Origin of the sequence: Variovorax sp. LjRoot84, assembly GCF_964254305.1 — a bacterium.
GTDB lineage: Bacteria > Pseudomonadota > Gammaproteobacteria > Burkholderiales > Burkholderiaceae_C > Variovorax.
The window spans coordinates 376,405-397,445 of record NZ_CAXUTE020000003.1; the positions used below are offsets into that span (position 1 = coordinate 376,405).

The 21,041-nt window shown below is 68.6% G+C and carries 18 protein-coding genes and 1 pseudogene; 11 read left to right on the forward strand and 8 right to left on the reverse strand.

Translation table 11 applies throughout. From position 1 onward, the window contains the following. Positions 1 to 6 precede the first annotated feature (6 nt). Genes ACSQ9I_RS40150 through ACSQ9I_RS40175 form a run of 6 tightly spaced genes read left to right on the forward strand, consistent with a single transcriptional unit; the run spans position 7 to position 6,611 of the window. Positions 7 to 996, forward strand: coding sequence for an ABC transporter permease (locus tag ACSQ9I_RS40150; protein ID WP_436297452.1), 990 nt, complete (start codon positions 7 to 9; stop codon positions 994 to 996). Next, entirely contained in the window at positions 993 to 1,835 is an 843-nt protein-coding gene (locus ACSQ9I_RS40155) for an ABC transporter permease (protein WP_436317419.1), read from the forward strand. The genes ACSQ9I_RS40150 and ACSQ9I_RS40155 overlap by 4 nt, the downstream gene beginning before the upstream one ends. A 32-nt stretch (positions 1,836 to 1,867) precedes the next feature. Further along, complete coding sequence (locus ACSQ9I_RS40160; protein ID WP_436317420.1) at positions 1,868 to 3,112, forward strand: SfnB family sulfur acquisition oxidoreductase; 1,245 nt, start codon at positions 1,868 to 1,870, stop codon at positions 3,110 to 3,112. A gap of 3 nt (positions 3,113 to 3,115) precedes the next feature. Next, on the forward strand, positions 3,116 to 4,351 hold the full coding sequence (locus tag ACSQ9I_RS40165) for an SfnB family sulfur acquisition oxidoreductase (protein ID WP_436317421.1): 1,236 nt from the start codon (positions 3,116 to 3,118) through the stop codon (positions 4,349 to 4,351). A 31-nt stretch (positions 4,352 to 4,382) separates the two neighbouring features. Continuing rightward, positions 4,383 to 5,246 (forward strand): MetQ/NlpA family ABC transporter substrate-binding protein, encoded by an 864-nt coding sequence (locus ACSQ9I_RS40170; protein ID WP_436317422.1) that lies wholly within the window; start codon positions 4,383 to 4,385, stop codon positions 5,244 to 5,246. Between the two features lie 9 nt (positions 5,247 to 5,255). Next, positions 5,256 to 6,611, forward strand: a complete 1,356-nt coding sequence (locus ACSQ9I_RS40175; protein ID WP_436317423.1) for an LLM class flavin-dependent oxidoreductase — start codon at positions 5,256 to 5,258, stop codon at positions 6,609 to 6,611. A 42-nt stretch (positions 6,612 to 6,653) separates the two neighbouring features. Here ACSQ9I_RS40175 and ACSQ9I_RS40180 read toward each other — a convergent pair whose 3' ends face one another. The 7 genes and pseudogenes from ACSQ9I_RS40180 to ACSQ9I_RS40210 all read right to left on the reverse strand — a co-directional run bounded on the left by ACSQ9I_RS40180 (position 6,654) and on the right by ACSQ9I_RS40210 (position 14,483). Continuing rightward, the gene (locus ACSQ9I_RS40180) at positions 6,654 to 7,721 is read right to left on the reverse strand and encodes an ABC transporter ATP-binding protein (RefSeq protein ID WP_436317424.1); all 1,068 of its coding nucleotides are present in this window, start codon (positions 7,719 to 7,721) and stop codon (positions 6,654 to 6,656) included. Positions 7,722 to 7,747: 26 nt separating this feature from the next. Beyond that, positions 7,748 to 8,653 carry a carbohydrate ABC transporter permease gene (locus tag ACSQ9I_RS40185; protein ID WP_436317425.1) on the reverse strand — a complete coding sequence of 302 codons (906 nt, stop codon included), beginning with the start codon at positions 8,651 to 8,653 and terminating at the stop codon, positions 7,748 to 7,750. Continuing rightward, positions 8,640 to 9,527: a carbohydrate ABC transporter permease gene (locus ACSQ9I_RS40190; RefSeq protein WP_436317561.1), complete on the reverse strand. Its 888-nt coding sequence runs from the start codon at positions 9,525 to 9,527 to the stop codon at positions 8,640 to 8,642. The genes ACSQ9I_RS40185 and ACSQ9I_RS40190 overlap by 14 nt, the downstream gene beginning before the upstream one ends. A gap of 46 nt (positions 9,528 to 9,573) precedes the next feature. Continuing rightward, positions 9,574 to 10,929: pseudogene (locus ACSQ9I_RS40195) on the reverse strand (ABC transporter substrate-binding protein). 14 nt (positions 10,930 to 10,943) lie between these two features. Continuing rightward, positions 10,944 to 11,900 (reverse strand): TauD/TfdA dioxygenase family protein, encoded by a 957-nt coding sequence (locus ACSQ9I_RS40200; RefSeq protein WP_436317426.1) that lies wholly within the window; start codon positions 11,898 to 11,900, stop codon positions 10,944 to 10,946. Positions 11,901 to 11,967: 67 nt separating this feature from the next. After that, positions 11,968 to 12,984, reverse strand: a complete 1,017-nt coding sequence (locus ACSQ9I_RS40205; RefSeq protein ID WP_436317427.1) for a CysB family HTH-type transcriptional regulator — start codon at positions 12,982 to 12,984, stop codon at positions 11,968 to 11,970. 167 nt (positions 12,985 to 13,151) lie between these two features. Beyond that, positions 13,152 to 14,483 (reverse strand): LLM class flavin-dependent oxidoreductase, encoded by a 1,332-nt coding sequence (locus ACSQ9I_RS40210; RefSeq protein ID WP_436317428.1) that lies wholly within the window; start codon positions 14,481 to 14,483, stop codon positions 13,152 to 13,154. 228 nt (positions 14,484 to 14,711) lie between these two features. Here ACSQ9I_RS40210 and ACSQ9I_RS40215 point away from each other — a divergent pair, with 228 nt between their 5' ends. From ACSQ9I_RS40215 to ACSQ9I_RS40225, 3 genes are all read left to right on the forward strand, one after another. Next, a complete protein-coding gene (locus ACSQ9I_RS40215) occupies positions 14,712 to 15,146 on the forward strand; it encodes a DoxX family protein (protein ID WP_436317429.1) in 435 nt (144 codons plus the stop codon). 108 nt (positions 15,147 to 15,254) lie between these two features. Further along, positions 15,255 to 15,467 (forward strand): hypothetical protein, encoded by a 213-nt coding sequence (locus ACSQ9I_RS40220; RefSeq protein ID WP_436317430.1) that lies wholly within the window; start codon positions 15,255 to 15,257, stop codon positions 15,465 to 15,467. A gap of 23 nt (positions 15,468 to 15,490) precedes the next feature. Continuing rightward, positions 15,491 to 16,786: an O-acetylhomoserine aminocarboxypropyltransferase/cysteine synthase family protein gene (locus tag ACSQ9I_RS40225; RefSeq protein WP_436317431.1), complete on the forward strand. Its 1,296-nt coding sequence runs from the start codon at positions 15,491 to 15,493 to the stop codon at positions 16,784 to 16,786. A gap of 19 nt (positions 16,787 to 16,805) precedes the next feature. Here the strand turns inward: ACSQ9I_RS40225 and panE are convergent, their stop codons facing one another. After that, positions 16,806 to 17,765 carry a 2-dehydropantoate 2-reductase gene (panE, locus tag ACSQ9I_RS40230; protein WP_436317432.1) on the reverse strand — a complete coding sequence of 320 codons (960 nt, stop codon included), beginning with the start codon at positions 17,763 to 17,765 and terminating at the stop codon, positions 16,806 to 16,808. Positions 17,766 to 17,992: 227 nt separating this feature from the next. On the opposite strand from panE, the gene ACSQ9I_RS40235 reads away from it, so the two are divergent. Then, positions 17,993 to 19,159, forward strand: coding sequence for an ABC transporter substrate-binding protein (locus ACSQ9I_RS40235; protein ID WP_436317433.1), 1,167 nt, complete (start codon positions 17,993 to 17,995; stop codon positions 19,157 to 19,159). Positions 19,160 to 19,181: 22 nt separating this feature from the next. Beyond that, complete coding sequence (locus tag ACSQ9I_RS40240) at positions 19,182 to 21,020, forward strand: ABC transporter permease (protein WP_436317434.1); 1,839 nt, start codon at positions 19,182 to 19,184, stop codon at positions 21,018 to 21,020. The last annotated feature ends 21 nt before the right edge of the window (positions 21,021 to 21,041 follow it).

A 21,041-nucleotide genomic window follows, 5' to 3' on the forward strand; every position in this document is an offset into this window, starting at 1 on the left:
ACGCGGATGACGAAGCGGATCCTGCGGCGGCTGCTGCAACTGCTGGGCGTCGTGCTCGGCACCGCGGTGCTGAACTTCGCCCTGCTCAAGGCGATGCCCGGCGACCTGGTGGACGTGATCGCGAGCGAGAGCGGCAGCGTCTCGGCCGAGTACGTGGCGCAGCTGCGCCAGATGTACGGCCTGGATCGCCATGCGTTCGATCAGTTGTTGAGCTACCTGGGCCGCATTGCGCAGGGCGACCTGGGCTTTTCATTCCGCTTCGGCGAGCCGGTGCTGGGCCTGGTGCTGCACCGGCTCGGGCCCACGCTGGCGCTGGTAGGGGTGGCGTTGATGGCGTCCGTGATCGCCGGCGTTCTGCTGGGCGTCGCCTCGGCGCGTCGCCCGCATGGCGTGACGGACACCGTGCTGTCTGCGCTGGCCACGCTGGGCTATTCGGCGCCCATGTTCTGGACCGCACTGATGCTCATCGTGCTGTTCGGCGTTCATCTCGAATGGCTGCCCATCGGCGGCTTGAGCGACGTGAGCGCGGGTCACCGCGGTCCGCGCCTGTGGCTCGACTATCTGCACCACCTGGTGCTGCCGGCACTCACGCTGTCGATCTACTACGTGGCCGTGTATGCGCGGCTTGCACGCGCCTCGATGATCGAGACGCTGGCCGAGGACTACATCCGTACCGCCCGCGCCAAGGGCGCGCCGGAAGGTCGCGTGATCTTCGGCCATGCGCTGCGCAACGCCGTGGTGCCGGTGCTCACCATGCTGGGCCTGCAAAGCAGCGCGCTGCTGGGCGGCTCGATCGTGGTGGAAACGGTGTTCGGCTGGCCCGGCCTCGGGCAACTGTCGTACGAGGCCATCAAGAGTCGCGATATCCCGGTGCTCTTGGCCGTGCTGCTGTTCAGCGGCATTCTGGTGGTGCTGGCCAACCTGCTGGTAGACGTGGTGCAGGCCCGGCTGGACCCGCGCGTGCGCTTGCATGCGTCGGCGGGGAGCGCCGCATGAAGCGCTGGTACCTGCAGCCCTCGATCCTGATCGGCGGCTCGATCCTGCTCGCGGTGTTCGCTGCCGCGCTGCTGGCGGGCACGCTGTATCCCGGCGATCCGCTCGACATGGTGGGCGCGCCCTTCGTCTGGCCCGGCACCGATGCCGAGACGCCGCTGGGCACCGACCTGATGGGCCGCGACCTGGCGGCAGGATTGCTGCACGGCGCACGCGTCTCGCTGCTGGTGGGCGTGTCGTCCGCCGTCATTGCGCTGGCGATCGGCATCGCGGTGGGGGCGGCCGCGGGCTTCTACCGCGGGCGCGTCGATGCGGTGTTGACGCGCATCACCGAGTTCTTCCAGACCATCCCGGCCTTCCTGCTCGCCATCATCCTCGTGGCAGTGCTCAAGCCCACGCTGGGCACCATCGTGTTCGCGCTGGGCGTGACCTCGTGGACCAGCATCGCGCGGCTGGTGCGCGCCGAGTTCCTGTCGCTGCGTGAGCGCGAGTTCGTGCGCGCCAGCGTTGCGCTCGGTGCGAGCGATGCGCACCTGATCTTCCGCGAGATCCTGCCCAACGCCTGGACGCCGGTGATCGTCTCCACCGCGCTGCTGGTGGCCAACGCCATCCTATCGGAGGCGGCCCTGTCTTTCCTGAGCCTGGGCGACCCCAACGCGGTGAGCTGGGGTTCGATGATCGGCCTCGGGCGCGACGCATTGCGCACCGCCTGGTACATGACCGCGATCCCGGGCCTGGCCATCGTGCTCACGGTGCTGGGCCTGAACCTGCTGAGCGACGCGCTGCATGCCGCGCTCAACCCGCGCCTGCGCCGCGCGCGCCAGGCCACGCCGCTGGTCTAGTGGCCTTCTTCCTTCCCCGATACGGCACCTCCATGTCCCATTCGCCTTTTCCAGACTCATCCGCCGCACGCTTGCCACGCACCCTCGACCCCGCGCGCGTGCAGCGCATCGAAAGCGATGCCGAAGCGCTGGCTGCCGCGCACTGCCTCGCGGCCGAGTTCGCGCCAGGCGCTTCGCAGCGCGACCGCGAGCGCCGCCTGCCCTGGGACGAGCTCGATCGCTGGTCCGAAAGCGGCCTGGGCGGCATCACCGTGCCGCGCGCGTACGGAGGCGCCGACGTGTCCTACGCCACGCTGGCCGAAGTGTTCGTGATCCTCTGCGCGGCCGATCCCGCACTGGGGCAGATTCCGCAGAACCACTTCGGCGTGCTGGGCGTGCTGCGCGAGGTCGGCAGCGAGGAACAGAAGCGCCGCTTCTACGGCGAGGTGCTGACCGGCCGCCGGCTGGGCAACGCCGGGCCGGAGCGTGGCTCCAAAACCATCCTGCACGGTACCACCCGGCTCACGCGCACGCCCGAAGGTCTGCGCCTCACCGGCCGGCGCTTCTATTCGACCGGCGCACTGTTTGCGCACCGCATTCCAGCGCGCGCACTGGACGACGAGGGCCGCGCCGTGCAAGTGTGGGTGCCGCGCGATGCGCCCGGCGTCGCCGTGATCGACGACTGGTCGTCCTTCGGCCAGCGCATCACGGCGAGCGGCAGCGTGGTATTCGACGCGGTGCCCATCGACGAAGATGACATCCTGCCGATCTGGCAATTGGCCGATCGGCCCGGCCTGTTCGGCCCCGGTTCGCAGATCATCCAGGCCGCGATCGACCAGGGCATCGCCCAGGCCGCCGTCGCCGACGCGGTCGCCTTCGTGCGCGAGCGTGCGCGGCCCTGGGTCGACTCGGGGCTCGAACATGCCGCCGACGATCCTTACATCATCCAGGACGTCGGCCGCCTGCAGATCGACCTGCACGCCGCGCACGAGGTGCTGTTGGAAACCGGGCGCGCGTTCGACGAGATCGCCACACAACCGGTGACCGCCGAATCCAGCGCCCGCGCCTCGGTGGCCGTGGCCGAGGCCAAGGTGCTGACCACGCAGATCGCGCTGGAGGCGAGCGAGAAGCTGTTCGAGCTGGCCGGCTCGTCTGCCACGCGTGCGCAGCACAACCTCGGCCGGCACTGGCGCAATGCGCGCACCCACACGCTGCACGACCCGGTGCGCTGGAAGGCGCACCTGATCGGCAACTACCACCTCAACGGCATCCTGCCCCCGCGGCATTCCTGGAACTGAAGCATGGCCCTGATCCTTTCTCCTGCGCCGTTGGAGGCCGCGATCCCAACACGCACACCCGAGCTGATCCACGACGACGTCCAAGCCATCGCCGTCGCGCGCCGCCTGGCGGCCGACTTCGCCCGCGGGGCCGCCCTGCGCGACCGCGAGCGCCGCCTGCCCTGGGACGAGCTCGAGGCCTTCACGGCCAGCGGCCTGTGGGGCATCACCGTGCCGCGCGAACACGGCGGCGCGGGCGTGTCGAACGAAACGCTGGCCGAGGTGGTGGCGACCATCTCGGCGGCCGACGGATCGCTCGGCCAGATCCCGCAGACCCACTACTACGCGCTCGAGGTGCTGCGCGTGGGCGGCAGCGCGGCGCAGCAGCGCTTCTTCTACGGCCGCGTGCTGGCCGGCGAGCGCTTCGGCAACGCGCTCGCCGAGATCGGGCACAAGGACTTCCAGCGCCGCACGCGGCTCGCGCGCGACGGCGAGGCCTGGCGCGTCGACGGCCGCAAGTTCTATTGCACCGGCGCGCTCTATGCGCACTGGATTCCCACGCTGGTGATGACCGAGGAGGGCGGCCGCGACGTGAGCTACCTGGCCTTCGTGCCGCGCGATGCCGAAGGCGTCGCCATCACGGACGACTGGGACGGTTTCGGCCAGCGCGTCACCGGCAGCGGGTCGGTCTCGTTCGACGGCGTGCGCGTCGAAGCGCAATGGGTGGTTCCTTTTCTCGCCTCCTTCGAGCGGCCCACGACCATCGGGCCGTTCGCGCAGTTGCTTCATGCGGCGATCGATCTGGGCATCGGCCGCGGCGCCTTCGAGGCCACGCTGCCTTTGGTGCGCGAGCGCTCGCGGCCGTGGATCGACGCCAAGGTCGAGCGTGCCAGCGAGGACCCGCTCGCCATCCAGCAAGTCGGCGAAGTGGCGGTGCGCCTGCGCGCGGCCGAGGCGCTGGTGCGGCGCGCCGGGCGCATCGTCGACGCGGCACAGCGCGCGCCCGACGAGCGCAGCGTGGCCGAGGCCTCCATCGCGGTGGCCGAGGCACGCGTGCGCACCACCACCGCTTCGCTCGACGCCGCCACGCGCCTCTTCGAGCTCGCGGGCACGGCCGCCACGCTCGACGACCTGGGCCTGGATCGCTTCTGGCGCAACGCGCGCACGCACACGCTGCACGATCCGGTGCGCTGGAAATACCACGCCGTCGGCAACTACTACCTCAACGACCGCCTGCCGCCGCGGCACGGGGCGTTGTGAGTTGCAGTCATTTCATCTTCAAGGAGTCCTGATGACCATTTCCAACCTGGCGCGATCGGCATCCGTTTCGCGCCGCCGCATGCTGCAGATCGGTTCGGCCGGCGCGCTCGCCGCCGCGGGCCTGCCGTTGCACGCCGCGCTCAAAGAGCAGCCCGGCACGACGAAGCTGCTCAAGGTCGGCGTCACCACCGGCCCGCACGAGCAGACCTTCGAGGTCGCCAAGCGCGTGGCAGAGCGCGACTATGGCCTCAAGATCCAGATCGTGCCCTTCACCGACTACAGCCGGCCCAATGCCGCGCTCGATGCCGGCGACCTGGACGCCAACAGCTTCCAGCACCGGCCCTTTCTTGCGGCGCAGGTGCGCTCGCGCGGCTACAAGGTCGTCGGCTTCGGCCGCACCTGGATCGGGCCGATTGCGATCTACTCCCGGAAGTACAAGAGTTTCAAGGACCTGCCCGAAGGCGCGAGCATTGCGATCCCCAACGATCCGTCCAACGAGAGCCGGGTGCTGTTGCTGCTGCAGAAGGCCGGCGCCATCAAGCTCAAGAGCGGCATCGACCCGATCGCGGGCGTCAACGCCACGCCGCGCGACATCATCGAGAACCCCCGGAAGTTCCGCTTCGTCGAGATCGAGGCCGCCCAGTTGCCGCGCACGCTCGACGACACGGATGCCTCGGCCGTCAACGCCGACTATGCCAACAAGGCCGGCCTCAACCCCGTGCGCGACGGCATCCTGGTCGAGGACAAGGACGGCCCCTATGCCTGCCTGATCGCGGTGCGCGAACAGGACAAGGACCAGCCCTGGGTGCAGCAGCTGGTCAAGGCCTACCAGACCGAGGAGGTGCGCGACTTCATCGTCAAGACCTTCGCGGGCGGCGTGGTGCCGGCCTTCTGATCGCAGCCCATGACCCGGAAGAAAGAGATCCTGCTCAACGCGTTCAACATGAACTGCGTGGGCCACATCAACCATGGCCTGTGGACCCATCCGCGCGACCGCTCCACAGAGTACAACACGCTCGAGCACTGGACCGGGATCGCGCGCACGCTGGAGCGCGGCCTGTTCGACGGCTTGTTCATCGCCGACATCGTGGGGGTCTACGACGTCTATCAGCACAACGTGGACGTGACGCTGCGCGAATCGATCCAGCTGCCGGTGAACGATCCGCTGCTGCTGGTCTCCGCCATGGCGGCGGCGACGCAGCACCTGGGCTTCGGCGTGACGGTCAACCTGAGCTACGAGCAGCCCTACCTCTTGGCGCGGCGCTTCTCGACGCTGGACCATCTGACACGCGGGCGCATCGGCTGGAACATCGTCACCGGCTATCTCGACAGCGCCGCGCGCGCGATGGGCCTTTCGCAGCAGATCGCGCACGACGAGCGCTACGACCGTGCCGACGAGTACCTGGAGCTGCTCTACAAGCTGTGGGAAGGCAGCTGGGAGGAGGGCGCGGTGCGGCGCGACCGGCAGGCCCGCGTGTTCGCCGAGCCTTCGAAGGTGCACAAAGTGCGCCACGACGGCCGCTATTTCCGGATGGAGGGCTACCACCTCGCCGAGCCCTCGCCACAGCGCACGCCGGTGCTGTTCCAGGCCGGCAGCTCCGGACGCGGGCAACGCTTCGCGGCGCGGCATGCCGAATGCGTGTTCATCTCGCCGCCCAGCAAGGAGGCCGCTCGCAAGACCGTGCAGACGCTGCGAGAGGAGCTGGTGCTGGCCGGGCGCCGGCCTGACGATGTCAAGGTCTTCGTCGGGACCGCGGTGGTGCCGGGCGCGACCGCGAAGGAAGCGCACGAGAAGTACGCCGATTATCGCGAGTACGCCAACCGGGAGGCGGGGCTGGCGCATTTCGCGGCAAGCACGGGCATCGATTACGCGCGCTACGACCTGGACGCACCCGTGGACTATGCCAATACCAACGCCATCGAGTCTGCGACACGCACAGCCAAGCAGCATGGCTGGACGCGGCGCAGGCTGCTGGAACTGTTCGAACTGGGCGGGCGCTATCCGGCGATCGTCGGCGATGCTGCGCAGGTGGCGGATGAGCTGCAGTCGTGGATCGAGGAGACGGGCGTCGACGGCTTCAACCTGAGCCGAACCGTGGTGCCCGAGAGCTACGAGGACTTCGTCGATCTGGTGGTGCCGGAGCTTCAGCAACGCGGCGTCTACAAGACCGCGCACGCGGAGGGCAGTCTGCGCAGGAAGCTCTTCGGCGCGTCCGACCACCTGCCCGAGCGCCACGCCGGCGCGCAGTTCAGGCGCTAGCCGCGCGCTGCGGATCTCTCGTCGGAGAAAAGCTTCTTCGCCTCAGTTGAGGCGCTCGCCGCCTGCTGCATCGAACAGGTGCGCCTCGGCCGCCACCGGCCACAGCGCCAGCCGGTCGCCGGGCCGCGCACCGATGCGGTCGCGAAACGCTGCCATGACCGATTGGCCGCCCAGGCGCAGCGCGACTTGCGTTTCGGCGCCCGTGGGCTCGACCACGATCACGTCGGCCGAGAGCCCGCGGTCCAGATCGATCGTGAAATGCTCCGGGCGCGCGCCGTAGAGCACGCGGTCGCCGTGCGATCCGCGTGCCGCCGAGGCCAGCGGCAGGCGCAGGCCGTCGTCGGTCAGCACGTAGGGTGTGCCGTCGAGCTGCAGGCGCCCGGGGATGAAGTTCATCGCCGGCGAGCCGATGAAGCCCGCCACGAAGGCGTTGCGCGGCCGGTCGTAGAGCTCGAGCGGCGCGCCGACCTGTTCGACGCGTCCGTCCTTCAGCACGACGATGCGGTCGGCCATGGTCATCGCCTCGACCTGGTCGTGCGTGACGTAGACCGTGGTGGTGCCCAGGCGCTGGTGCAGGGCCTTGATCTCGGTGCGCATCTGCACGCGCAGTTTGGCGTCGAGGTTCGACAAGGGTTCGTCGAACAGGAAGGCCTGCGGCTGCCGCACGATGGCGCGCCCCATCGCAACGCGCTGGCGCTGGCCGCCCGAGAGCTGTCGCGGGCGGCGACGCAGCAGCTGGTCCAGGCCCAGCGTCTCGGCCGCCTGCTCGACGCGGCGCGCGATGTCGGGGGCGCGCAGTCCCTGGATCTTCAGGCCGAAGCCGAGGTTCTCCTCGACCGTCATGTGCGGATAGAGCGCGTAGTTCTGGAACACCATCGCGACGTCGCGGTCGCGCGGCGCCACGTCGTTGATGCGCCGATCGCCGAGCAGGAGCTCGCCGGCATCGACGGTTTCCAGCCCGGCGATCATGCGCAGCAGCGTGGACTTGCCGCAGCCCGACGGACCCACCAGCGCGACGAACTCGCCGTCGCGGATGTCGATGTCGATGCCGCGGATGACGTGCGTGGCGCCGAAATCCTTGGCGAGGCTGCGGATAGTGATGGAAGCCATGAAGGTCCTGAAAGAGGGGAAGGCGGTCAGTCCTTGACGCTGCCGGCCGTGAGGCCGCGCACGAGGTACTTTCGAACGAGCACGGTGAAGACGACCACCGGAAACATCACGAGGGTTCCGCTGGCGGCGATCTTGGTCCACTCCCAGCCTTCGTACTGCAGGAAGTTGACGATCGCCACCGGCGCGGTGATGGCGTTGGTGCGAGTCAGGATGAGCGCGTAGAAGAAGTCGTTCCACGAGAAGATGAAACACAGCACCGCGGTGGCCGCGAGGCCGGGCGCGGCGAGCGGCAGCGACACGCGCCAGAAGGCCTGCCAGATGCCGCAACCGTCCATCCAGGCCGCTTCTTCGAGCGATGCGGGCACCGCTTCGAAGAAGGTCTGCATGAGCCAGATGACGATGGCCAGGTTGAAGGTCAGGTAGACGATGGCGAGACCGATCACCGTGTCCTGCAGGCCGAGGTACTGGTAGGCCAGGAAGAACGGAATCGTGAACGCGATGGGCGGCGCCATGCGCGTCACCAGGATCCACAGCGCGATGCGGTCGCGGCCCTTGAACTGCCAGCGCGTGAGCGCATAGGCCGCGGGCACGCCGATCAGCAGCGAGAAGCCGGTCGACAGCGTGCTCACGAGCAGGCTGTTGCCGAAGGACTTGAGGAAGTTGCCTTGCAGCAGGCTGATGAAGCCGTCGAAGGTCGGCGCGAACAGCAGGCTGTCCTCGAAGATGTCGGCCGCCGGGCGGAAGGCCAGCTGCACGAGCCACAGGAACGGCGACAGCACGACCATCAGCAGCACGGCCACGGTGAGCGCACGGCCGTGGCGCGAGAGCCAGGAGCGACGCGTGGGCGCGGCGCGTGCGACGTCCTGGACGACGCCTTCGTCGTGCCCGACTTCCGGCGACTCCATCCCCCATGCAGGGCTAGCGCTTGTCATGGTCGCTCCATCCCAGTCTGCCGACCAGCCAGCTCAACACAAACACACCCACCAGCATCACGGTCGCGATCGCGCTCGCGTAACCCCAGTAGGAGAAATTGAAGGCCTGGATGAAGCCGTAGTAGTTGGTGACCTCGGTCACGCTGCCCGGCCCGCCGTTGGTCAGCACGTAGATCAGCGGAAAGGCCTTGAAGCTGTCGATGAGCCGGAACAGCGCGCACACGACGAGCACGGGCCGGATGTAGGGAAACACGATGTAGCGGAACAGCTGCCAGCGGCTCGCGCCTTCCAGCGTCGCGGCCTCGAGCGGATCGTCGGGAATCATCTGCAGCGTCGCGAGCACCATCAGCATGGTGAAGGGGAACCACTGCCAGGTGTCCGCCAGCGAGATCGCCCACAGCGCGGTGTCGGGGTTGGCGATCAGCGAGCGCACCGGCAGGCCGATCGCCTCGAGCGTGCGGTGGATCGGACTCACGTCGGGCGTGTACATGATCTTCCAGATCAGCGCGACCACGATCGGCGGCAGCACCATCGGAATCAGGAACACCGTGCGCGCGCCTTCGAGCACGCGCGACTTGCCGTTCAGCAGCAGCGCCAGGCCGAGGCCGACGCCGAGCTGCAGCGCGACGCTCGAGGCCGAGAGCTTCAGCTGCACCGCGATCGACGCGATGAAGCGGTCGTCGTGCAGCAGCTGCCGGTAGTTCACCAACGGATCGTCGAAGCGGAAGGTGCCGGCCGGGTCCGTGAGCTGCAGCGGCGTGAAGCTCGCCACCAGCAGCGCGGCGGCCGGCACCAGCGTGATCAGCAGCAGAACGACGAGCGAGGGCGTGAGGCCCAGCAGGAATGCGCGGCGCCGCTCGTTCTCCCAGCCCATTCGCTGCCAGCCGTCGGCAGTAATCGCATGTGCCACGCCTGGGCCCTCAGAGCTTCGCGCCTGCGCGCTTGAGCTCCCCGATCGAGTTGGCCTGCGCCTGCTGGAAGGCCTGCTTCGCCGACAACTGGCCGCTCGCGACCAGCTCGATCGCCTTGTTGAGCTGCTGGTCGATCTGCGGGTAGACCGACACCGTGCGGTACTTCATGTGCCCGCTCTTGGCGGCGAGCTCGATCGAGTCGAGCGAGAGCTTCGCCAGGTCGCTGCCGTTGATCACCTGCTTGCTGCGGAAGGTCGCGGAGTCGATGTCGGAGCGACGCGCCGGCGAGCCGTAGCCGGCCGCGACCGCCTTGCCGGTGGTCTGCTTGCTCAGCGCCCACTGGATGAAGGCCCATGCGGCTTCCTTCTGCTTCGAGCCGACCGGAATGCCGAGCCCGTGCACGGCGGTGCCGGGAAAGCGGCCGGCCGGGCCCTTGGGCACCAGGCCGAACTTGACGGTCTTGATCGTCTTGCTGGTCGCGGGGTCGCCGAGCTGGGCCAGGTGGAGCTGGCCCGCATCGGTGAAGTTGACACGACCGAGCTTCAGCGCCTGGGTCACCTGATCCGGCTGTTAGGTGATCGCGCCGTCGGGGCCGAACTCCTTCAGCAGGTTGGCGTAGTACTCGCCCGCGGCGATGGCTTCGGGCGTGTCGAGCGTCGGGAACAGGTCGTCGGGCGCCTTGCGGAACACGTCGCCGCCGAAGGCGTGCAGGTAGGGCACGAAGGTCCAGCCGTAGTGGTTGTCGGCGACGAAGCCGGCCACGCGCTCCTTCTTGTTGACCGCGCGCAGCACCTTGACGAGATCGTCGGTGGTGTCGGGGAAAGCGAGCCCCGCCTTCTCGACCAGGTCGAAGCGCGAGGACGCGGTCAGGAGCGCCTCCGCCGTCCAGGGGATGCCGTAGAGCTTGCCGTCGCGGCCGGTCTCCGGCGCGCGGGCGCCGGGCAGGAAGTCGTTGACGTCCCAGTCGACGGGCGTCAGGTTGGGGTTCTTGATGTAGTCGTCGAGCGGCGTCAGCCAGCCCGAATTGATCCAGCGGCTCGAATAGATGAAGGTGACGTTGACCACGTCGTAGGCCGAGCCCTTGGTCGAGAGCTCGAGGTCGGCGCGCTGGTTGTAGACCGGAAAGGAGGGCGCATCGAAGTTCACCTTGGCGCCGGTGAGCGCCTCGAACTCGGGCAGCCACTGCTGCAGCAGCTTCGGATAGGCGGCGCTGAAGGTCGAGACGTTGAGCGTCACGCCGGCGAATTTCTTCGCACCGGCTTGCGCCGCCGCGAGGCCGGGGAGCAGGGCGGTCGCGCCGAGTGCGGCACCGGCCTGCAGCAGGCCGCGGCGTTGGCGGTCGTGGGCAGAGAGTTCGTGTGTCATGGGAAGGGTTCGGTTCAAGCGGTGGCGGAAATGACTTCGTCGATGCGCGCGTCGTTGGTCGCCTCGGGCCGGCTGCGGGTGCGGCTGCGCTGGCCGTCCAGCGCCACCGCAGGTTCGCCGTGCACGGTCACGCGGCGCACCAAGCGCGATTGCTTGCCGTAGTCGTTGATCGCGAAATGCTGCGTGGCGCGGTTGTCCCAGATCGCCACGTCGTCCTGCTGCCAGCTCCAGCGCACGGTGTTCTCCAGCCGCGTCACGCGGTTCTGCAGCAGCTCGAAAATGCGCGCCGACTCGGTGCTCGACAGGCCGACGAGCTTCTTGACGAAATGGCCCAGCAGCAGCGCCCGCTCGCCCGAGATCGGATGAACGTGCACCACCGGATGCTCGGCCTCGTAGACGGCGGAGACGAAGACGTTGCGGTGATGGCGCAGGCGTTCTTCCTCGACCTGCACGCGGTCGGCGCCGTAGTCGTAGTCGTTGCTGTGCACGGCCCAGAGCGTGTCGGCCAGCTGCTTCAGCTGGGTCGGCAGGCGCTCGTAGGCCACGGCCGTGTTGGCCCACACGGTGTCGCCGCCGTAGGCCGGAATGGTCACGCCGCGCAGGATCGAGATCTTCGGGAACGCATCGACGAAGGTCACGTCCGTATGCCACGAATCGGCCCGGCCACCGCCCTTGGACGCATCGAGCTCGAACAGCTTCGTGCCCTGCGGCGAGGGAACCGTCGGATGGGCCACCGTGCGGCCGAAGCGCGCACCGAAGGCCTGGTGCTCGCGGTCGTCCAGATGCTTTTGACCGCGGAGGAACAGCACCTTGTGCTTGACCAGTGCCGCGTTGAGTTGCTCGATCACCTCGGCCGGCAGATCGCCGCCGAGCCGGATGTCCTGCACCTCGCCGCCGATGTGGCCGGCCACGCGCCGGATGCGTAGGTCACCGATGCTGGTGTCGATGGATGAAGGGGTGTCGTCGCTCATCGGGGGATCTCCCTTGGATGTGAAGGTCGTGAATCGCATGCGTCGAACCGCCGTCGGGGCGGTCGACTCAATGCTGGGCCGACGGCGCGCCGCCGGCGCCCGGCGCATGCGCGAACAGCTGGGCCAGCGCCGCCTGGCCCAGGGGTTCGCTCTCCTCCTCGGCCGCGCCGCTGCCGAGGGCTTCCTCGACCACGGGACGCGCGAGGGTCGGCGCGAAGGCCTCGATAAAGGCGTAGACGAAGGCGCGCAGATAGACGCCGCGCCGGACCGCGAGCTTCGTCAGGTTGATGCCGAAGAGATGACCCGCATCGACCGCGCGCAACCTGGTGTCGCGCTCGGCCTCGAACGCCACGCCCGCGACGATGCCCACGCCCATGCCGAGTTCGACATAGGTCTTGATCACGTCGGCGTCCATCGCGGTGATCGCGAAGTCGGGCTTGAGGCCGGCTTCGGCGAACGCCTGGTCGATGCGCGTGCGGCCGGTGAAGGCGCTGTCGTAGGTGACGAGCGGGTAGGCGGCCAGGCGCTCGATCGTCAGCGGGGCGTCGAGCAGCGGGTGGCCTGGCAGCGCGATCAGCGAGTGGGTCCAGCGGAAGCAGGGCAGCGCCACGAGCTGGGGGTAGTCGCCGAGCGCCTCCGTCGCGATGCCGACATCGGCCTCGCCGTCGAGCAGCATCTGCGCGATCTGCTTGGGCGAGCCCTGGCGCAGATGCAGCTGGACGTTGGGGAAGCGGCCGCGAAACTCCTGCACCGCCATCGGCAATGCGTAGCGTGCCTGCGAGTGCGTCGCGGCGATGGAGAGCAGGCCTTGCTCCTGCGCGAGGAATTCCTGTCCGGCCTGCCGCAGGTTCTGGCTCTCGAGCAACACGCGTTCGATGATCGGCAGCAGGTGATCGCCCGGCGCCGTCAGACCGGTGAGCCGCTTGCCGGCGCGCGCGAACAGCGCGATGCCGAGTTCGTCTTCCAGTTCACGGATCTGGCGGCTGACGCCCGGCTGCGAGGTATGCAGCGCATGGGCCGCCTCGGTGAGATTGAAGCCGCATCGCACGGCTTCGCGCACGGAGCGCAACTGTTGGAAATTCATGGAGCCCAGACGAAATAGCGGTGCCGATCAGCACTCGGCGGCCGATTCTGCGGGCGTGTCTTCAGATCGCGAACTACCGATTCGTTGCTTTCAAATAAGGGAATGATCTGAGTCTCGCGCGGCTCGCTTATTCGTTTTTCAGATATCGATGCGACCGAATCGTGGGTTCATCGCGCCGGGAAGAACCGGTTGGCCGGGCGCGGAAGGCCGAGGTTGTCGCGCAGCGTCGTGCCTTCGTACTCGCGCCGGAAGATGCCGCGCCGCTGCAGCTCCGGAACGACCTTGTCGACGAAGGCATCGAGTCCGCCCGGCAGCCATGGAAACATGATGTTGAAGCCGTCCGAGCCTTCGGACTCGAGCCACTCCTGCATCTGGTCGGCGATGGTCTGCGCGGTGCCGACGAAGGCCAGTCCGCCGTAGCCGCCCAGGCGCTGCGCGAGCTGGCGCACCGTGAAGCCTTCGCGCTCGGCCAGGGCGATCACGCGCTGCTGGCTGCTCTTGCTGGCATTCGTTTCGGGCACCGCGGGCAGCGGCGCATCGGGGTCGAACTTCGAGGCATCGACGCCGAGCGCGATCGAGAGCGAGGCGATGGCGCTTTCGTAGTGCACGAGGCTGTCGAGCCTGGCGCGGATCGCGCGCGCCTCCTCCACCGTATCGCCCACCACCACAAAGGCGGCCGGCAGGATCTTGAGGTGATCGCGCTCGCGGCCCCGCGCGGCGAGGCGGTCCTTCACGTCGGCATAGAAGCTGCGGCCTTCGGCCAGCGTGCCGTGCGCAGCGAAGATCACTTCGGCCGTCTCGGCCGCGAGCTGGCGCCCCGGCTCCGACGCGCCGGCCTGCACGATCACGGGCCAGCCTTGCACCGGCCGCGCGATGTGCAGCGGGCCGCGCACCGAAAGATAGGTCCCCTTGTGGTCGAGCGTGTGCAGCTTCGCCGGATCGAAGTAGAGGCCGCTCGCGGCGTCGCGCACGAAGGCATCGTCGGCCCAGCTGTCCCACAGGCCGGTCACGACGTCGTAGAACTCGCGTGCCCGGGCGTAGCGCTCGTCGTGCGGCATGTGGTCCTCGCGCCCGAAGTTGAGGGCGGCGTCCGGGTTGGAGGTGGTGACGACGTTCCAGCCCGCGCGCCCCTGGCTCAGGTGGTCTAGCGAGGCGAAGCGGCGCGCGATGTGGAAGGGCTCGTCGAAGGTCGTCGATGCGGTGGCCACGAGGCCGATGTGCTCGGTCGCCTGGCTCAGCGCCGAAAGCAGCGTGAAGGGCTCGAAGGACGACACGGTGTGGCTGCGCTGGAGCGCCTCGATCGGCATGTTGAGCACGGCCAGGTGATCGGCCATGAAGAAGGCGTCGAAGCGCGCGCGCTCCAGCGTCTGCGCGAAGCGCTTGAGGTGCGCGAAGTTGAAGTTGGCGTCGGCGAAGGCGCCGGGGTAGCGCCAGGCACCCGTGTGGATGCTGACGGGGCGCATGAAGGCGCCCAGCTTGAGTTGGCGAGTCGTCGGCATGGTCCTCCTTGTACGCGAGCGCCGATCACCTTGCCAAAGACCGATTGTTTCGATGCTTATGACCCGGCCGTCCGAGCGGTGCGCGTCGCTGCGGACCCAACGGAAACCGCATCTGCAAACTCGCATTCATTCGTAGGGAAGCGCATGCCGCATCCGCAGAATCCGCCAGGTCGCCGCTGCGAGTTTCGCGGCCCTTTCCCTTCACCCCACTACGTCGATAGGCTCTTCATGGCATTCCGCAATCCCGAACTCCTGGCGCCGCGCGCGCTCTCCGTGCTGCGCATCGTCTCCGCCTTCCTGCTGATCCAGCACGGATCGGCCAAGCTGCTGGGCTTTCCTCACGTGGCCTATTTCGACAACCTCCAGATCGTGTCCTTGCTCGGCGTCGCCGGTGTGCTGGAGCTGGTCGGGGGTGCGCTGCTGTTGATCGGTCTTTTCACGCGCCCGACGGCATTCGTTCTCTCGGGCCTGCTGGCCTTCGCCTATTTTCTCGGCCACGCGACCAAGGGTTATGTGTTCGCGCCTTCCCTGAACCAGGGCGAGGCGGCGGTGCTCTTCTCGTTCGTGTTCCTCTACATCGCCGCTGCCGGCGCTGGTCCGTGGAGCGTCGATGCGCGCCGCGCGAAGGCCGCCACGACGACACCGCTGCCCGCTGCGGCATGAAGCACCACCGAAGTTCGCACCCTCCATGACCCTCGCCGATCTTCCCCGCCGGCGACTGCTCAAGACCGCCGCAGCCGCTGCCATCGACGCGGCCGCGGCCGGCATTGCATGACTCTGGCGCTCGCGGCGACCCCACACACGGGCGGACCGACGCCTGCGGAGAACGCCCGCCGCGTGCTCGCGCAGACGGCGTCCGTCTGGCGCATCGCGCCGGCCTCGCCGCGCGAGGTGGCGCGCCGCGCACCGTACGGCTACGTACCGGTCCGCGTCCTGCGGCGCAATCGCGCGGCCGCCGTGGCCTCCCTCGCGCATTCCTGGTGACACCTTCTCGGACAACAACAACCATGTCGAACAACTGGAAATTTGAAACCCTGTCGGTGCATGCCGGCTACTCGCCCGAACCCACGACCCGCGCCGTCGCGCCGCCGATCTACCAGACCGTGGCCTACGCCTTCGACAGCGCGCAGCACGGCGCCGACCTGTTCGACCTCAAGGTGCCCGGCAACATCTACAGCCGTATCAACAACCCGACGCAGGACGTGCTGGAGCAGCGCGTGGCAGCGCTCGAAGGCGGCATCGCCGCGCTCGCCGTGGCCTCGGGGCAGGCGGCGGTCACCTATGCGATCCAGACCATCGCCGAGGCCGGCGACAACATCGTCTCGAGCACGGCGCTCTACGGCGGCACCTACAATCTGTTCGCGCACACGCTGCCGCAGTTCGGCATCACGACGCGCTTCGCCGACCACCGCGATCCGACGAGCTTCGAGAAGCTGATCGACGACCGGACCAAGGCCGTGTTCGTCGAGTCGCTCGGCAACCCGGCCGGCAACGTCACCGACATCGCGGCCATCGCGGCGATCGCACACCGCCACGGCGTGCCGCTGATCGTCGACAACACCGTGCCTTCGCCGTACCTGAGCCGCCCGATCGAGCACGGCGCCGACATCGTCGTGCACTCGCTCACCAAGTACCTCGGCGGCCACGGCACCAGCATCGGCGGCGCGATCGTCGACTCCGGCAAGTTCCCCTGGGCCGAGCACAAGCAGCGCTTCCGGCGCCTGAACGAACCCGACGTGAGCTACCACGGCGTGGTCTATACCGAGGCGCTGGGCCCGGCGGCCTACATCGGCCGCGCGCGCGTGGTGCCGCTGCGCAACACGGGCGCGGCGATCTCGCCCTTCAACGCCTTCCTGATCCTGCAGGGCATCGAGACGCTGGCGCTGCGCGTCGATCGCATCAGCGACAACGCGCTGGCCGTCGCGCGGCACCTGCAGACGAGCAAGGCGGTGAGGTGGGTCAGCTACGCCGGCCTCGAAGAGCACCCGGACCATGCGTTGGCCAACAAGTACCTGGGCGGCAAGGCCAGCGGCGTGCTGACCTTCGGCCTCGACAGCAAGGGAGGCGACGCGCGTGCCGCAGGTGCGCGCTTCCTCGATGCGCTGAAGCTCTTCACGCGGCTCGTGAACATCGGTGACGTGCGCTCGCTCGCCACGCATCCCGCGTCGACCACGCACCGGCAGCTGTCGCCCGAGGAACTGGCGCGGGCCGGCGTTTCGGAAGACACGGTGCGCCTGTCGGTCGGGATCGAGCACATCGACGATCTACGCGCCGATCTGGACCAGGCGCTGGCCGCGGTCTGAGCACGCGCGCTGCCGCCACTCAGGCGGCCAGCAGTTCGCCGGCGCGCGGCACACCGCATTCGCGTGCGCGCCGCGCCTCGTAGCTCTTCAGGTTCGCATACGCCACCGGCAGCAGCACGGTGTCGGCGGTCGACCAGCGCCCGCGGCGCAGCAGGTCGCCGAGGATATGGTCGGCCTCGGTCGGCGCGCCGCGCTCGATGTCCTTGGCCATCGACGCGGTGATCGGCGAGCCTGCCGCGGTGAGCGTCGCGCGGCCGCGCTGGATCGCCGCGGGACTCGGCGCGAAGCCGTTGTGCGCGGCGATGCGCGCGCATTCGGCGAAGAGGTCGAGTGCGAGCTGCTGTGCACCGGCTTCCACGATGTCGCCGACGCTCGCGCGCATGAGCGTGGTGATGCCGGCGAGCGCGGCGATGAGCGCCCATTTCTCCCACATCGCCTGCAGGATGGATTCGCTCGCGCGGCCGTCGAAATTGGCGCGTGCGAAGGCGTGCGCGATGGCGTCGACGCGCGCCGAGCGCCCGCCGTCGAGCTCGCCGAAGACCAGCGTGTGGTCCTGCCCCAGGTGCAGCACGACGCCATCGGCGGCCAGCGTCGCGGAGATCATGCCGAGGCCGCCGAGCACGCGCCGGCGGCCGAAGCGCTTGCTCAGGCGGTCGATGTGGCGCAGGCCGTTCAGGAGCGGCAGCACGACGGTGTCGGGGCCGACGGCCGGCGCGAACGCGGCGAGGGTCTCGTCCAGGTCATAGGCCTTGCAGCCGACGATCACGACGTCGAAGGGCGCCTTGATTCGGTGAGCGAGCACGCTGGGCGGCGAGGGCAGGTGCAGGTCGCCCGCCGGGCTGCGGATCGACAGCCCGGTGGCGGCGAGCTGCGCCGCGCGCGCGGGCCGCAGCAGGAAGGTCACGTCCTCGCCGGCCGCGAGCAAGCGGCCGCCGAAGTAGCCGCCCAGGGCGCCGGCGCCCACCACGAGAAATCTCATGCCCAGTCCTTTCGGTTCGGTTTGCCGTGTCGATGCTGCCGCAGACGCGGTGGCGAGGGAAGGAACCAAAACGTGCATCGATATGCGCGAGGGTGAGTCGAATCGTGCCGGCCGCACCGGCGTGGCGATATTCGAAATTCGAGCAAGCGTGTGCCTTTTTCTTCGTTTCCAAGCCGCGCGCACGCATCAAGAATCGTGGGCTTCCCGTCTCGCTGGAGCGCACGCACATGCTGCATCGTCAAACTTTCCTTCGCCTCGCCGCTGCTGCCCTGCTGCTGGCGCCTGCACTTTCCATCGCCGCACCGGCCGCGGGCGAGCCCGTCTGGTTCGGCGTGAGCGGCCCGCTCACCGGCCAGAATGCCCAGTACGGCGCGCAGTGGAAGGCCGGCTTCGACCTCGCGCTCGACGACATCAACGCCAACGGCGGCATCCACGGCCGCCCGCTCGCCTACACCTTCGAGGACAGCCAGAGCGACCCGCGCCAGGCTGTCGGCCTGGCGCAGAAGTTCGTCAACGACAAGCGCATCAAGATCGAGCTCGGCGACTTCTCCAGCCCGGCCTCGATGGCGGCGTCTCCCATTTATCAGCGCGCCGGTCTGGTGCAACTCGGCTTCACGAATTCGCACCCTGACTTCACCAAGGGCGGCGACTTCATCTGGAGCCCGTCGATCAGCCAGGCCGATGCGCAGCCGCTCCTGGCCGACCTCGCGGTCAAGACGCTCGGCTTCAAGCGCGTTGCCGTGCTCTACCTCAACACCGACTGGGGCCGTACCAGCCGCGACGTGTTCGTGAAGGCGGCCGAGGCACGCGGCGCGCAGGTCGCGATCACCGAGGGCTACCAGCCGGACGAGAAGGATTTCCGCTCGACCCTGGTGCGCGTGCGCGACGCGAATCCCGACGGCGTGGTGCTGATTTCCTACTATCCCGACGGTGCGCTGATCGCGAGCCAGGTGCGCAACGTCGGCCTCAGGCAGCCGATTGCCGCGAGCGGCTCGGTCTACTCGCCGAAGTTCATCGAGCTCGGGGGCGCCGCGGTGAACGGCATCTACACCAACACGTCCTTCTTTCCCGACGAACCACGGGCGGAAGTGCAAGACTTCGTCAAGCGCTTTCGTGCCAAGTACGGCAAGGAGCCGGACGCCTTCAACGCCTATGCCTACGACGCGGTCGTCTATGCGGCTGCCGCGCTGCGCCACGCGGGACCCAACGGGGACCGCAAGGCGGTGCGCGATGCGTTCTACAAGGTGAAGGACATCCCGAGCGTGGTCTTCGGCAAGGCCAACTTCGATGCCAACACGCGGCGCGTGATCGGCGTGAAGAGCGTCGACCTGGTGGTGAAGGACGGCAAGTGGGCGCTCGGCGACGGGAAGCCCGCCGTGGTCTCGGCGCGCTGAGCGCACGGCCTGCGGCCACGGCATGAACTTCTTCTCCTTCGCGTCCTTCTTCGACTACACGGTCAACGGCCTGATCATCGGCAACATCTATGCGTTGCTGGCGGTCGGGCTGGCGCTGATCTTCGGCGTCTCGCACCTCATCAATTTTGCGCACGGCTCGGTCTACACGGTCGGGGCCTACATCGGCTGGGCCTCCATCACCTGGCTGCGCACGCCGCTGCCGATCACCATCCTGCTCGTGGTGCTCGGCGCCGGGGCGCTGGGCATGCTGATCGAGCGCGTGGGCCTGCGCCCGCTGCAGGGCGCGGCGCGCATCGCGCCGCTCCTGGCGACCATCGGCATCAGCTTCGTGCTCGACATCCTGGTGCAGCTCGTCTTCAGTCCCGACCCGCGCGCGCTGCCGACGCAGCTGCCCGACTGGCGGCTCACGATCGGCAGCGGCACCATCGGCGCGCTCGACCTGCTGATCGCCGGCATCGGTCTCGCGACCGCGGCGGTGCTCTTCAGCTTCCTGCGCTTCACCAAGCTCGGCTGGGCGGTCCGCGCCACGGCGCAGGACCGCGACGCCGCGCAGCAGATGGGCGTCGACGTGAACCGCGTGAACCAGGCGGTGTTCGCGATCGCGTCGGCCCTCGGCGGTCTCTCGGGCCTGCTGGTGGGCATGTACTACAACAACATCAGCCCGGCGATGAGCTTCCAGGCCACGCTCAAGGGCGTGGTCGCGACCGTGGTGGGCGGCGTCGGCAACGTGCCGGGCGCGATCGTCGGCAGCCTGCTGCTCGGCCTGATCGAGAGCTACGGCGTCGCGCTGCTGGGAACGCCCTACCGCAATCTCTTCGCCTTCGCGCTGCTGCTGGTCATCCTGGTGTGGAGGCCCAACGGCCTCTTCGGCCGCAAGCGCGCGCTGCCGCCCGAGCCGCTCACCGGCACCTTCATCGCGCCGAGCAAGCCCTGGCACGTCCCGCGCGGGGTGCTGGCCGCGCTCTTCGTCGCCGCGGCGGCGCTGCCGCTCTTCGACCCGTCGCCCTACGTGCTGCAGACGCTCACGAATTCGTGGCTCTATGCCGCGCTCGCGCTGAGCCTCACGCTGGTGGCCGGCACCATCGGCCAGATCTCGCTTGGCCATGCCGGGCTGCTCGCGATCGGTGCCTATGCATCGTCGCTGCTCGTGCTCGACCTGCACCTGCCGGTGGGGACTGGCATCGTGCTGGCGGGCCTGCTGACCTCGGTGATCGGCACCGCGCTGATCTTCCCGGCCTTCCGGCTGCGCGGGCACTACGTGTCGATTGCGACGCTGGGCATCGGCGAGATCGTGGGGCTCACCATCCTCAACTGGGAGAGCCTCACGCGCGGTCCGATCGGCGTGTCCGGCATTCCGCCGCTGTCGCTCTTCGGGCGCGACGCCTCGTCGAACAATGTCTTCTACTGGGCCTCGTTCGGCGCGATGGTGCTGCTGGCCCTGCTGCAGTGGCGCCTGTTGCGCTCGCACCTGGGGCGCACCTTCCGCGCGGTGCGCGAGGACGAAGTCGCCGCGCGGGCGTACGGCGTGAGCCCCGACCGCTACAAGGCCCTGGCCTTCGGCTTCGGCGGCTTCGCGGCCGGCGTGAGCGGCGCCTTCACCGCGCACCTCTATTCGTACATCAACCACGAGACCTTCACCTCGCAGATCTCCATCCTCGCGCTGACGATGGTGATCCTCGGCGGGCTCGGGAACGTCAGCGGTGCTCTGCTCGGCGCGGTCGCGCTGGTGAGCCTGCCCGAGCTGTTCCGCGTGACGGCGGAGTACCGGATGCTGATCTACGGCGTCGCGCTGTTGTTGCTGATCCGCTTCCGCCCGCAAGGTTTGCTGGGCACCGTTTGAACGACTCCACAAGGACACACA